The organism is Gammaproteobacteria bacterium, from assembly GCA_022340215.1.
Classification (GTDB): Bacteria; Pseudomonadota; Gammaproteobacteria; order JAJDOJ01; family JAJDOJ01; genus JAJDOJ01.
In genome coordinates this window covers 1-12807 of sequence record JAJDOJ010000205.1, presented here as the reverse complement: position 1 = coordinate 12807, position 12807 = coordinate 1, and the positions used below count along the sequence as shown (strand labels likewise).

Below are 12807 nucleotides of genomic sequence, written 5' to 3'. Positions count from 1 at the left end.
CAAAACGCGGCGCGCTAAACTCAGACCAGTCCGCCAAGAATACAGAAACAAACGGAGGTGTAGCATGATAACCGTCGACGAGATCATGACCAGCGATGTCGCAGCGCTTCGCGAGGACGCGACCCTGGGTGATGTGATGCGCATGATGGAGGAAAAGCACATCCGTCATGTGCCGGTCGTCAACGACAAGGATGAGCTTGCCGGGATCGTTTCCCACCGGGACGTCCTTACGGCGACAGGCTCGGCCCTGTGGGCTGGTGAGGGGCAATCTCCGGAGTCGGTCAAGGTTGGGGACATCATGACCCGTGATGTGGTCACCATTGACGTCCACGACAGCGCGCGGGCCGCGGCGACCTGTCTCGAACGCCATCGCTTCGGCTGTGTTCCCGTCGTCAGCGGCAAGACCCTGAAGGGGATCGTGACGGACACCGACCTGGTCGCCGTCGCCATCAACTTGATGGAGCAGCTCGAACAGCTCGAACAGCAGGATGCGGTGGCGGAAGACGACGTCGATGATGATGACGATTTGTTCTAGCGAACCCGGTCGCCCGCCGGACTCATTAGTTTTCCGTTCGGTCGACAGTGCTGGCCCGTGCAGTCGTCGCGTTCCTGATTTTTTCCCCCAGTATCGGAACCCGTCCAGGCGCGCGACGTCGTGGTCCTGACAAGTATCTGGCCGCCGTACGTGGACCCGAAGCTGCCGGGGCACGGGCTCGCCGTTTCAATCGTGACGGAGGCCGTTCGCCGGGCCGGATACGAGCCACGGATCGAGAGTCTCGACTGGGAGCGCAACCTGGAAAACGCGCGGTCCGGTGAACACGGGGTCATCGCCGCGGCCTATCAGTCTGCGGAGAGGAAACGGGACTTCGTGTTCACCGACGCGTACCTCACCAATGAGATCAGGTTCCTGAAACGCCGGGGGACGGACATCGAGTTCAACTCCCTCGAGGATCTGGACGGACTGCGTATCGGTGTCGTCTATGAATATGTCTACGAACCGGCGTTCGACCAGGCCGGTAACTTCGTCAGGGCCCCGGAGACCCATATCGTGCCCAACATCGTGGAATAGCTTGACGGCAACGTCGATCTGGTCGTGGACGACGAGAGGACACTGCGCTATGAGCTCAGTCGCCACTTCGGGGATCAGAGACGCGAGCTGGAGTTCCTCCCGAAACCGCTGGTTTCGCGTGATCTGCATGTCGCGATCAGCCAGGCACATCCGGATCACGAGGACATGTCGTTCCGCACCCACGAGGCGACCGAGGGCGACGACCGACTCAGGGTGACCGCCGCCGTTCTGACCAGCGAGGAGGCACAGGAGGCGTTCGGGGTCGATCTGCGCAGCCGCTGGATCCAGACGGTCTGGCTGAAGGTCACCAACCAGGAATTACAGGATGTAGAGTGAAGGCGCGCTGCCTGCACCACATCGGCATGGTCCAATTCACTCTCATGCCCGATCCGGGCCTCCTGAGCGGCCCGGAACAGCGCTTGCCTTTGGCGGGGAACAAACACGGCTGTGGGGGGCTGACGGATCGGATCCGTGACCCTACCCGTCGCGGCCCGTCTGTGCGGCCCGCCATATCGCGCGTGATCCTTTATCGGGGCGCGCGCGATTCCTGGATCGGCCTCGCTACTGCGGGGGAGGCGGTGGCGGTGGGCTTTCGGATCTATTGTCCAGATTGCCAATTCCGTATGGATACCCGTAGAGGCCTGGATAGCCCCATCCACCCCACGGGCCGCCGTATCCGCCCCAGCCGTAGGGATGAGCATATCCGTAGGGCCCACCCCAACCGCCATAGGGACGGCCCCAGTACCCTGGACCATAGTCGTCGTAGTAACGGTCATGCCAATTGCCGCCATTCCAGTTGTCGCTCCACCAGGCTCCGGCCTCGGTCGTGGACAGCAGGCCGCCAATCCCGGTGCAGAGGGCGACGATGGTCAAGCAGTTCGTCTTGCTCATTCCGATTGGTCTCCTTACAGGTTCTTGTTCAACGGCGTCAGGTATTTTCCTTGGGACCGAACAGCTGGGATTATAAGAAAGTTTGTAACGAACGAATACAATCCCACCCGGCTCTGCCGAGAGACACGTCCGGCAGTTGATGGACCTGATGCGGAAAGCGGAGATTTCGACGGGGACGTGCCGTCCCCCCGGAGCGTCGCTACCGCACCTCCCCCGCGTCCCGGAGGTCCGGGACGGTTGCGAACATTCGCCTGCTGCCCCTGACGCCTACTTCAATCCGACCTTTTCGGCCGTCGATTTGGTATTGAGGTTCAGCAGTGAGTACACGGGACAGATACCGACGATTCCTGTAACGATCAGAATCACCCCGATCCAGCCGACGGGATTCTGCAGGGCATAGAAGACATTCGCGACGAGAACCACCCCGATGACGATTCGGATAATCCTGTCGACCTTTCCCACGTTGTTTTTGAACAGATCCATGACAACCTCTGCGAGTTGCGGCCTATGACATGTCACGTGACCCGCCGTCGATCACCTCGAAGGTGAGGCGGTCGTGGCGGGCAAAGCGCCTGCCGGACCCTGCGCGCGGACCGGCATGCTATCGGCATTCTAGCACCTGCGCACCCGGTGAAAATTGCAAATCGTCAAGGACGAGATCGGGGGTGATCCCAGTTCGATGAACAGGACCGACTCCGTTCACCGGCGAAGGCCAGCAACTTCGGACTGCTCTACGGGGCCGGAACCAGGGGATTCGCACGGTACGCGAAGGTCGCATTCGGATTGAATCCGGCGACCGACTAGGCGGAGGACATTATCGATAGGTGGCCGGGTACATATCCCGGCATCCGGTAATGGCAGTACGAACAGGACGCACCGTCCCGGCGGGCCGGTTACGCCCCGACATTAGGGCGGTCGGAGGCGGTGGTTCGACTGGGACGCGAGAGGGCGAGACGCCCCCATACCATCGCCGGTGCTTCTGGCGGTCGATAGCCGTTGTTCGCACGGGTCAGGCCGTAGTACAGTACCGACCACCATCCGCTATCATCTGCCTGCCCCATAAAATAAAGAAAATGGCTAAGAATCCACCTGACAGAACCAAAGAACTACCGTTCCTTGTCGAGGCCATTAATGATGGTCGTTCCCTCCTGAAGGACGACTACTACCAAGATTCACAGGGGGAGTGTATTCGTGCGCTTTTACGTTGTCTGGAGAAACGTCGTCTGGCGATCTACAAGGATCTGAAGGTACCGTCTAAATAGCCGGCCATACTGCCCGAGAAACGGGTGATATCTGGGATTCCTTGACCAACCCCCGTTTTCACAAATGAGACAAGTTTTGTGGATAACCCATATCAGGCACAAAAGACCCCTCCCCCAGATTAGGGGGAATGAAAATCAATGCCCTGGAGAGATCGCCGCATGCGGTGGGTGCCTGAGGAGGCGGCGCTGGCGCATGTGCCAACGACAGCACCGCCTGTGCAGCATCCTGGACGGCTACAGCCGCTACATTGTCCACCATCGGATTCGCCAGCAGATGACCGAACGGGATGTGGTGATCATTGTGCAGCGCGCCCTGGAAGCCTTTCCTGGTTGTCAGCCGCGCATCATCTCCGACACCGGGCCGCAGTCCATTGCGAATGACTTCAAGGCCTTTGTCAAGATCAAGGGTATGGATCATGTACGCACCTCACCGTACTTCCACAGGGCAATGGCAAGTTGGAGCGCTGGCACAGGAACCTGAAAAGCGAGTGTATCCGACCCGGAACACCGCTGAATATCAAAGATGCGAAGCGCCTGTTGGCCGGCTACGTGTACGATTACAATCATCGCCGTTTGCACAGCGCTATCGACTACAATGCACCGGCGGATAAGCTCGCCGGCAGAGCACCAGGGATTCTCATCGAGCGCGAGCGCAAACTGCAGGCCGCACGTAAATTGCGAGCCGAGCGACGTCAAGCGCAACAGCAGGCAGTGGCACGATAATGTCGCCAATTTTGAACCCGGGAAACGCCAGTTCACGCTGAACCAGGACACCAGGATAATCGCTACCAGAAACGGGGTGCCTTGGTTTCTTCCATCGCCAGAGAGTAAACCTTGCGGCCAGTTGAGTAAAGTGCATGCCCATCAAATTTGATCCTTGAATAACATCCGGAATTTGATGGCTGTGGATGTCGCATCAAACAGGGTGGCAGAGCGAGAGCATATGAAGTTAAAATAAGAGCTGTAACCAGTGCCCAAAAGGGGAGATGCAGTAATGACACAATCTAAACACCCGATACGGTTCGCCTTAGCCAAGGTAATATATTATGACAAAATATAGAGCAAAATTAGTTTTTAGCGCAGTCGTCGAACCGGCAGCAAAGAGAGAAATCATCAGGAATTTGTCGTTATTGAAGTATCAACCGGATTGCCTCATCTTTAAGAAAAATAAAGTCGTAATCGTTTATGAAGTGGATGGCGGTAACGAAGGTCTGTCGAAATCCAAGGTAGATGAGTGGGCTACTGAAGTAGAGAAAGAGCTATCAAAAAGCGGTAGTAAATTGATAAAAAAACCAAAGATACAGAAACGTTAGAAGTCGATAAAGGTTCGAAATCAGCAGGCGCTGGTCGAGCCAGAGCACGAAGGCACGAAACGTCGCCGATGCCTGATAAGCGACCCCGAACGCTGCGGGAGGCAACAGGATCATCAGCGGCATTGCCCATGGCTGCGCCCCACCGTCGAATGCGAGCCAGCCGGAGATACCGGTCCACCATGCAGCGGCGAACCAGGTCGCCACGACTAAGGCGATTTCTGTCAAATGACATACCATCCTGTTTGTCTTTTCGTCCGTCCTCCGTGTTGCGACAACCGCTCCATCGTTCGACGATGCGCCTGTTGTCGCGCCTTGATGACGAACGAAAATCCGGCGCGATCTGGTATGTCATTTTCCGGCATTCGCCTAAGGCCGCCCAATGTCCGATGTATGAGATGTATGAGGCGTGTCTGTTATCGGAGACGGCTTCGAAAGGGATCGTCTTGCACCTCCTGAGTGTAGTTACACGTATTAATGCGCTCGGAAGTGCCCGAATGCATTGTCTTCCCATGTGCAGGTTGCCCGGCTGCGGAAGATCGGTGATTGCCCGAGGGCGGCGGCCGAGAAACATGACACGCCCATCGCGAGCGTCTGCAACGAATCAAGTGTTTCGTGCATGTCGCCCTGATCCAATTCATGAAGACTGAAGTGGTGCCCTCGATCGTGACAGCCGTGCCCTGAGCAGAGAAGCGACCCGGGCGCAATGGGAATTGCAACCTTCGATCAGGAACGGTGCCAATTGCTGGCGTCCGGTGACGGGCTGGCGCCGTGCTATGCTCTGCGATCTTCGGGTATGGGACGGCGGGGGATGCCCGCCATTCGGGTACGATGGCGCGAACGTTCACTTATCTCAAGGCGGGGAGGGGATACGTCTGCCGGCAGCGTTTCCTGCCAGCCGTTCTGTGGCGCCTGTGGGTATCGGACCGGGGTTCGCTGCTCGCTGCCCTGCGTGTCCCGCGGGGATTGTGGAGGCGCGTCGTCCTCGCCAGGCTGCGCCCCTGGTTGCGGCGCGATGCCGTAGATCATTTGAACCTGCCCGTCCCGGGCGATTTCTGCATCCCGGTGCACAAGGGGTGCAAGGTATTCGACCTGGCGCGGGGGAGCGTGTTCAAGCTGTTCGAGGGGGAGGGCTGTCGCGCGGCGTTCCGGGCTGAAGTGGAGTACGCGGCGAAGGCCGGACAGCTGGAGTTTGCACCGGGGCTTCGCGGTGCCGACGAGGATCGGTTCTGGTACGAGGAGGAATACGTCCGGGGCCGAATCGGTCACCACCTGACGCAAGCGAAACGACAGGCATTGATTGCCGACCGGTCAGGCGAGTTCGTGGGGTGCCTGGTCGCCATTGCGGGGCTTGGCAACAGTGGCGCGATTTCCCGGGTTCGCTATATCCACCAGACGGCGCGCTATATCCGGGGCCGCTGTAACATGGTGGCGCGCGTATCCCCCGAGGCTGCGGCGGTTGTCGAGGCATGGACGGAGGCGTACGCCAATCCGATCGAGACCGCCCCGTCTGTCGACCTGGCGCTGGTCCACTCGCACGGGGATTTCTCCCTGAAGAACGTCGTGCTCGACGACCGGGACAGGATTCGGGTGATCGACTGGGAACACGCCGCCCCCCGCAGCGTCTATCACGATTTCTGCAACCTGTTCGTCACCGAGGTCTACTACCAGCGGGTCGCGCGGCAACCCTGGTTCACGGACTGCGTCCTGGACGCCGCCGTGCGAATGGAAAACGCATCGCAAGAGTGTGGACGGGAACCTGGCCGCTGGTTCGGCGAGGAGGGGGGTGTGTCGCGTCACGTGTATTACCTCGAGCGGATGCGGATGCTGCTCGAGCGACGCATCGACGCGAACCACCTCAAGGTCGTCGAGAGGTCCATCGAGGCGTTCCAGGAATTCGAGGACCTCTGGAGCGGCTGAAGGTTATTGCGTCGCGGACGGACGAAAAGACAAGCAGGATGGTATGTCATTTGACAGAAATCGCCTCAGTACGGATCTTCCAGCCGCAGCAATGCCCCGATCGATTCGCGCAGGGCGGCAATACGGGATTCCAGGTCCGGACCTCGTTCTCCCTGGGAGGCGGTCTTCTCCAGTTCACCGGCGCGGGTCTGCAGGACCTCGGCGGCACAGTATTTCGCGCCGCCCCGAATCTTGTGCGCCATCTCCGCGAGCGTTTCCGGGTCCGCGGTTTCGTCGTTCAGCATCGCCAACCGGGACTTGAGGTCGATTTTCAGCATGCCGAACAGTTCGCGCGCGAGATCGCGGTTGCCGCCGGCGAGCCGGACGGCCTTTTCCGTATCGAGGACCGGCAGGTCTTCGCCGGAGCTTTGCGGGGTTTCCGTCCCGGCATGGTCGGGCGCCGAGGATGTCCTGCCTTCCAGCAGCCTCAGGGTGCTGGCAATGAGCTCCTGCTCCGGAACGGGCTTGGTCAGGCAACGGTCGAACCCCGAACTCAGGCACTGTTGCATCCTGTCGGGCACCGCATCCGCCGTGAGCGCGATTGCGGGCATATCCGGGAACGATTCCTTGATGACGCGCATCGCGCTGATGCCGTCCAGATTCGGCATGTGGACGTCCATGATGACGACGTCCGGGTTCTCCGTCATGGCCCGCTCCACGGCGTCGCGGCCGTCCACCGCCTGAATGACCCGCCCGTTGTTGCGCGAGATGTAGACCTCGAGAAGACGGCGGTTGATTTCGTTGTCGTCAGCCACGAGGACGCGTGCCCCGTTCAGGTCCTCGTCCCGCGACGATCCCCGGGCCTCGCTGGATGCCGGGTCTCCGACCAGGGTCGTTCCGGCCAGGCGCTTCGAGAGCACCTCGTGCAGGCGATGGGGTGAGATCAGGTTGTTGAGGTGCGTGAACCCGGACGAGGACGAAAGGTCCCGCCGGGAGACGGCGTCGTGCAGGAAGAAGGTTGCGACCCGCGCCTCCGCCAGGCGGCTGAAGTAGATCTGCAGGTCCGTGTCCACGTCGCTGCGGATCATGTAGTAGAGGGTGAACGCGATGTCGGGCGAGGCGTACTCGGCCAGGAATTTCTCCACGTTTTCGGTCTGGCGGACCTCGAGTCCCCAGGCCTTCAGCATTCGGGTGGTATAGGCGGCGCGCGTCGGGTTGCGGTCGAATACCAGGACCCGTTTGCCGCGAAGGGGGAACGAGCCGGTATAGCACGCTCCCTTTCGGGTCCTGCAGGGCACGGCGAACCAGAACGTGGAGCCCTCTCCGGGGACGCTGTCGAAGCCGATGTTTCCGCCGAGCTTCTCGATGAAATGGCGAGTGATCGACAGGCCCAGCCCGGTACCGCCATGCTTGCGGGTGAGGGAGTCGTCGATCTGCTTGAAGGGCTTGAAGACCTTGTTGACATCGCTTTCATCGATCCCGCATCCGGTGTCGATGATACAAAACACCAGTTGTTCTTCGCCGGCCTCGCCGTCACCGTCGGTTCGATGAAGTTCCAGCGCGACATGCCCCTCGCTGGTGAACTTGATCGCGTTGCCGATCAGATTAATCAGCGACTGGCGGATCCGCTGCGGATCGGTCCGTATCTCCATTGGAATGGCGGGATCGATGTAGACCAGCAGATCGAGGCGTTTCTCCTGGGCTGACTTCTTCAGCAGGATGACGATGCCCTCGATGAGCTCGTAGATGTTAAAGCGGGTCTCGATGATCTGCAGTTCCCCCGACTCGATCCGGGAGTAGTCGAGAATCTCGTTGATCAGCACCAGCAGTTCGGAAGCGGAACGCCGAATCGTGGCAACGTATTCGGTGTGCGCATCGTCGATGCGGTAGTCCCCGAGCAGGTCCGCAAATCCGATGATGGCGTTCATCGGGGTGCGCAGTTCATGGCTCATGTTGGCCAGCAGACGCGACTTGGAAAGACTCGCCTGATCGGACTGGATGCGGGCGATCTCCAGTTCCTCGTTGCGGCGGCCCACCTCCTCGATACGTTGTCTCAGGCGGGCGGTCGCCATACCGACCGCCCGCGTCCGTGTCTCCCGGGACGCCTCGATGCGCTGCGACATGTCGCCGATTCCCTGCTCCAGCGCGGTGATTTCGCTGAGTTCCCCGGTCTTGCGGTGTCGGTCGTCGGACAGGCCGCCGTCAGTGAGCAGTGTCGCCAGAACCCGGCCGAGCGGGCGGGAGACGGCACGGGCCACGGCAAAGCAGGCAAGGGTCGCTGTTCCCAGTATCAGCAGGGTGACGAGGATGGCGCGGGTTACTACCTCGGCCCTGGCGTTGTTCATAGGGATGGTGGACAACACGATCGTGACGGTACCGGCGGGAGCCGCTTCGGAGTCCGATGAAGCGTTCGGGTTACGCGGGATCGGTTCGCGGAACGTGAGCGTGCCGGCGCCGAACAGGGCGGCAACCAGCCGGTTCATCGGACCCGATGCAGGTGTCGACACCCGGTCACTGGACTGGGCCAGTTCCATCAGCGTCTCTCCGTCCAGCGCGACGATGGATACCTTTTCCACACCGACCTGCCGCAGCGTCGAGTTTGTGACCTCCAGGAGTTGATCGAAGTCGGCGTCCCGCAGTGGACGTGCGACGGCCAGGGCAGTGAGCCTCGCAGTCTCGCCGCCTCGCGCGCGTGTATCCGCCTCGAGGTCGCCGAGCGCATCGACCGCATAGTAGAGGGTGACGAAGAGCGCCAGCAGGGTCACCGGCAGGATGGCCAGGAATACCACACGATGGATGATCTTCCAGGACTTCATGGGGCGCCATAGTGACATCGCGCCCGGGGTAGAACAAGCGAACACCCGGCCCCCGAGGGGTTTAGAATGACAGGTTTCGCGAAGACAACAGAGTAACGTCATGGATATCCGGACCGTGGATGAATGCATAGGGAACACGCCGCTGGTCAGGTTGCGGAAACTGGTCGGCGCGCCCGGTGTGGAGGTGCTGGCGAAACTGGAGGGCAACAATCCGGCAGGGTCGGTCAAGGACCGCCCCGCGATAGAGATGATCCGCCAGGCGGAGAACCGCGGCAATATCCGGCCCGGAGATACGCTGATCGAGGCGACGAGCGGAAATACCGGTATCGCCCTGGCGATGGCGGCCGCCGTCAAGGGTTATCACCTGGTCCTGATCATGCCGGAGACCATGAGCAGAGAGCGCCGCGCCGCGATGCGCGCCTACGGTGCGGAGATCATCCTGGTGTCCGCCGAGGAGGGCATGGAAGGTGCGCGGGACCGGGCCAAGGCGATGGAATGCGAGGGTCGGGGACGCGTTCTCGACCAGTTCGCCAGCCCGGCCAATCCGTTGTCACACTATCTGGGCACGGGGCCGGAGATCTGGCGAGACACCAGCGGCGGGATCACGCATTTCGTGAGTTCCATGGGGACGACCGGGACCATCATGGGCGTCTCCCGGTTTCTCAAGGAATGCAACCCCGCGATACGCATCATCGGCGTCCAGCCCGCCGAAGGTGCGAAGATCCCGGGCATCCGCAGATGGCCGCCCGCCTATCTGCCGTCGATCTACAAACCCGAACGCGTGGACACGATCGTCGATGTGACGGGAGAAGAGGCCGAGTCCACCATGCGTGACCTGGCGGCACGCGAGGGTATCTTCTGCGGCGTCTCCGCGGGTGGCGCGATGGCGGCGGCGCTGAAAATCGCCGAAGGCCTGCGCGAGGCGACGATCGTCGTCATCATTCCCGATCGGGGTGACCGCTACATCTCGACCGGGGTCTTCCCGGGGTAGGGCTCCAGTGAACGTAATGGTATTCGACATCGAGACCGTACCCGACATCGATAACGGGCGCGGTCTGTTCGGGCTGGACGGGCTGTCGCGTGAGGACGTTGGCAAGGCGATGGCGCACCTGCGCCAGCAGAAGACGGGCAGCGAGTTCCAACCGCTCCATCTGCACCGGATCGTGGCCATCTCGGTGACCCTGCGTGCGGGGGACAGCTTCCGCGTCTGGTCCCTGGGCAAGTCCGACGCGCCGGAAGAGGAACTGGTGCGGCGCTTTTTCGACGGCGTCGAGCGCTATTCCCCCGATCTGGTTTCGTGGAACGGCAGCGGATTCGATCTGCCGGTCCTGCACTACCGGTCGCTCTTGCACGGTGTCTCGGCACCGCGCTACTGGGAGGTCGGCAACGAGGACCGCGCCTTCAGGTACAACAACTACCTCGGTCGGTTTCACTGGCGGCACCTCGACCTGATGGATGTGCTGGCGGGATACCAGATGCGCGCCGCGGCCCCGCTGGACCAGGTGGCCTCGATGTGCGGGTTTCCGGGCAAGATGGGCATGAGCGGGGCGAAGGTCTGGGACACCTGGCTCGAAGATGATGTCCAGTCTATCCGGGACTACTGCGAGACCGACGTCCTTAACACCTACCTGGTCTACCTGCGCTTTGAGCTGATCCGCGGGCATCTCGATCACGCGGGTTACGAACGCGAATGCCAGTTGGTAAAGGACACACTGCAGGCCTCCGGCAAACCCCACCTCGAGGCCTTCCTGTCTGCCTGGACCGATGGCACGGGGGAATCCGCGCGGGAGACGTCGGCGGAGTAACGCACTAAGGCGATTGCCGGAAAATGATATACCAGATCGCGCCGGATTTTCGTTCGTCATCAAGACGCGACAACAGGCGCATAGTCGAACTATGTAACGGTTGTCGCAACACAGAGGACGGACGACAAAGACAAGCAGGATGGTATGTCATTTGACAGAAATCGCCTAAGGCGCGGTGTCTTATCGCCTTCCCTTTTTGAGGGGAAAGGCCGGGATGGTGGGGGCCGAGGGCGAGGCACCGAGCTGCCGGATGGTCTCGACTCCCCCACCTGACCTCCCCCCTGCCAGGGAGAGGGAGACAAGCATCGTCCGTAGACGAGGAAACCGCTGCGCAAGAGCGCTCAGGCTGCGTTCAGGCTCTCCTCCATGGCGACCCCACCGAACGCCGCTTCCAGGCGGTTGAGCAGGCGGGAGAACTCCAGGTTCATGATGGCGAAATCCCCGTCGAAGCGGTCGGCTGCGGTCTCCGCCTCGAGCTCGGATGACTCGTTCTGGATCAACTCGAGAAAACGCAGTCGTTTCAGCGTCAGGTCCTCGTCGAGGACGAACGAGATGCGGTCGTCGAAGGTCAGCCCGAGGCGTGCGACACGTTTGCCGGCGGTGAGGTGCGCGCGGATCTCTTCGCTGGAGAGGTCCTGCTTGCGGATGCGGATGATACCGCCGTCTCCATCCGGGTCGCGGAGATCGCATTCGTCCTCGATGACGAGGTCGTCGGGCGCGCTGTCCCGTTCCAGCCAGTCCGTCATCAAGGCGCCCGGAGAATGGCTGACCACCAGGGGCGTCAGGGAGAGTGTGCCGATCGTTTCGCGTAGTAGGCCGGTGAGTTCGTCGGCCTTCTTCGTGCTGCCGGCATCCACCAGCAACCGGCCATAGCCTGAATCGTCACGGGTGTCGATGTAGGCGAAGGTGCGGCTGCTTTTGGTGAATGCCCTGGGCAGCATCTCCAGCACGACATTGTCCTTCAGGTCCAGACGTTCACGGTTGCGCAGCTTGCGGCCTTCGTTCTCCTCGATCTCGGCCGCGCGCGCCTCCACCACCTCCCGGACCGCGGCGGCGGGCATGATCTTCTCCTCCCTGCGGGCACAGATCATGATGCATCCGTTGGTTACGTGGACGTTCTGCCGTCCCTCGCGGCCCAGGGGCGGGGTCCAACCGGTGCAGAACGGTTCGAGTGCGCCGACCGAGCGGGCCGGGCGCTCCGAAAGTTTTGTGTCAAGTTCATCCGGGGAGAGCGTGAATGGCCGGGTAAAACGATAACAGAAAAGGTTTCTAAACCACATGTGGGTACCTGTCCTCGATCGTGAGTGGGGAAGGGCCGCGCATTCTGCACAAGGTTTCGGGTGGCCGCAACCGGTCGCCAGTCGTTCTGTAGATCATGAGGCGAAAGGCGCGTAGCCGGCTGGAGTGATACGAAGAAGCGGAATCTACGTCGAGCCCAGTTTCATCACCAGGCGCAGATTCGTCCGCGGAAAAATCGTCTCCGTCGCGTTGAGTTCCTCGCACAGTTTCTCGATCACCCGATCGGTGGCGGCGTTGGCGCAATGATGCAGTCTTCCCGTCAGGGTCCGCGCATCGGGATCCGGTCCCAGATCAGCCTCTGTGGTGTAGAGGGCACGTAGGACTCGACGCGCCTCCTCGGGCAGCTCATCGACGGTGATGTGGTGGGGCGTTTGCTTGCGCCTGGCCTTGAGCGTCTCGAGCTCGTGTTGCAGGGTCTCGATCTCCTCTTGCAGCGCCGCCTTGTGCCGCACGAAC

14 protein-coding genes are annotated in these 12807 nt (G+C 61.0%); 8 read left to right on the top strand and 6 right to left on the bottom strand.

What is annotated here, in order from left to right; all coding sequences use genetic code 11:
• The first annotated feature begins 64 nt into the window (after positions 1-64).
• From LJE91_14440 to LJE91_14430, 3 genes are all read left to right on the top strand, one after another.
• Positions 65-535 carry a CBS domain-containing protein gene (locus tag LJE91_14440; protein MCG6869879.1) on the top strand — a complete coding sequence of 157 codons (471 nt, stop codon included), beginning with the start codon at positions 65-67 and terminating at the stop codon, positions 533-535.
• 120 nt (positions 536-655) lie between these two features.
• Positions 656-1069, top strand: a complete 414-nt coding sequence (locus tag LJE91_14435) for a transporter substrate-binding domain-containing protein (protein ID MCG6869878.1) — start codon at positions 656-658, stop codon at positions 1067-1069.
• Positions 1070-1093: 24 nt separating this feature from the next.
• A complete protein-coding gene (locus LJE91_14430; GenBank protein MCG6869877.1) occupies positions 1094-1405 on the top strand; it encodes a hypothetical protein in 312 nt (103 codons plus the stop codon).
• A 225-nt stretch (positions 1406-1630) separates the two neighbouring features.
• Here LJE91_14430 and LJE91_14425 read toward each other — a convergent pair whose 3' ends face one another.
• Both LJE91_14425 and LJE91_14420 read right to left on the bottom strand, forming a co-directional pair.
• On the bottom strand, positions 1631-1960 hold the full coding sequence (locus tag LJE91_14425) for a hypothetical protein (protein MCG6869876.1): 330 nt from the start codon (positions 1958-1960) through the stop codon (positions 1631-1633).
• Positions 1961-2227: 267 nt separating this feature from the next.
• Positions 2228-2443, bottom strand: a complete 216-nt coding sequence (locus LJE91_14420; protein MCG6869875.1) for a DUF2892 domain-containing protein — start codon at positions 2441-2443, stop codon at positions 2228-2230.
• Between the two features lie 972 nt (positions 2444-3415).
• Between LJE91_14420 and LJE91_14415 the strand changes: the two genes are divergently transcribed.
• Both LJE91_14415 and LJE91_14410 read left to right on the top strand, forming a co-directional pair.
• The gene (locus tag LJE91_14415; protein MCG6869874.1) at positions 3416-3703 is read left to right on the top strand and encodes a transposase family protein; all 288 of its coding nucleotides are present in this window, start codon (positions 3416-3418) and stop codon (positions 3701-3703) included.
• A complete protein-coding gene (locus LJE91_14410; GenBank protein ID MCG6869873.1) occupies positions 3679-3945 on the top strand; it encodes an integrase core domain-containing protein in 267 nt (88 codons plus the stop codon). Before LJE91_14415 ends, LJE91_14410 begins: the two co-directional genes overlap by 25 nt.
• Positions 3946-4484: 539 nt before the next feature.
• Here LJE91_14410 and LJE91_14405 read toward each other — a convergent pair.
• A complete protein-coding gene (locus LJE91_14405) occupies positions 4485-4739 on the bottom strand; it encodes a hypothetical protein (protein MCG6869872.1) in 255 nt (84 codons plus the stop codon).
• A 624-nt stretch (positions 4740-5363) separates the two neighbouring features.
• On the opposite strand from LJE91_14405, the gene LJE91_14400 reads away from it, so the two are divergent.
• On the top strand, positions 5364-6452 hold the full coding sequence (locus tag LJE91_14400; protein MCG6869871.1) for an aminoglycoside phosphotransferase family protein: 1089 nt from the start codon (positions 5364-5366) through the stop codon (positions 6450-6452).
• 65 nt (positions 6453-6517) lie between these two features.
• Here LJE91_14400 and LJE91_14395 read toward each other — a convergent pair whose 3' ends face one another.
• The gene (locus LJE91_14395; protein MCG6869870.1) at positions 6518-9247 is read right to left on the bottom strand and encodes a response regulator; all 2730 of its coding nucleotides are present in this window, start codon (positions 9245-9247) and stop codon (positions 6518-6520) included.
• A 100-nt stretch (positions 9248-9347) separates the two neighbouring features.
• Between LJE91_14395 and cysM the strand changes: the two genes are divergently transcribed.
• Both cysM and LJE91_14385 read left to right on the top strand, forming a co-directional pair.
• On the top strand, positions 9348-10238 hold the full coding sequence (gene cysM / locus LJE91_14390) for a cysteine synthase CysM (protein MCG6869869.1): 891 nt from the start codon (positions 9348-9350) through the stop codon (positions 10236-10238).
• Positions 10239-10245: 7 nt separating this feature from the next.
• A complete protein-coding gene (locus LJE91_14385) occupies positions 10246-11052 on the top strand; it encodes a 3'-5' exonuclease (GenBank protein ID MCG6869868.1) in 807 nt (268 codons plus the stop codon).
• A gap of 341 nt (positions 11053-11393) precedes the next feature.
• Here the strand turns inward: LJE91_14385 and LJE91_14380 are convergent, their stop codons facing one another.
• On the bottom strand, positions 11394-12332 hold the full coding sequence (locus LJE91_14380) for a recombination-associated protein RdgC (GenBank protein MCG6869867.1): 939 nt from the start codon (positions 12330-12332) through the stop codon (positions 11394-11396).
• A 144-nt stretch (positions 12333-12476) separates the two neighbouring features.
• The coding region (locus LJE91_14375; GenBank protein MCG6869866.1) for a DUF5320 domain-containing protein at positions 12477-12807 on the bottom strand (331 nt) is incomplete at its 5' end.

Bases quoted from the DNA above. Each gene is read 5' to 3' on its own strand.
- LJE91_14425 (MCG6869876.1), bottom strand. From the start codon at position 1,960: ATGAGCAAGACGAACTGCTTGACCATCGTCGCCCTCTGCACCGGGATT.
- LJE91_14420 (MCG6869875.1), bottom strand. From the start codon at position 2,443: ATGGATCTGTTCAAAAACAACGTGGGAAAGGTCGACAGGATTATCCGA.
- LJE91_14395 (MCG6869870.1), bottom strand. From the start codon at position 9,247: ATGAAGTCCTGGAAGATCATCCATCGTGTGGTATTCCTGGCCATCCTG.
- LJE91_14415 (MCG6869874.1), top strand. From the start codon at position 3,416: ATGTGCCAACGACAGCACCGCCTGTGCAGCATCCTGGACGGCTACAGC.
- cysM (MCG6869869.1), top strand. From the start codon at position 9,348: ATGGATATCCGGACCGTGGATGAATGCATAGGGAACACGCCGCTGGTC.
- LJE91_14400 (MCG6869871.1), top strand. From the start codon at position 5,364: ATGGCGCGAACGTTCACTTATCTCAAGGCGGGGAGGGGATACGTCTGC.
- LJE91_14380 (MCG6869867.1), bottom strand. From the start codon at position 12,332: ATGTGGTTTAGAAACCTTTTCTGTTATCGTTTTACCCGGCCATTCACG.
- LJE91_14440 (MCG6869879.1), top strand. From the start codon at position 65: ATGATAACCGTCGACGAGATCATGACCAGCGATGTCGCAGCGCTTCGC.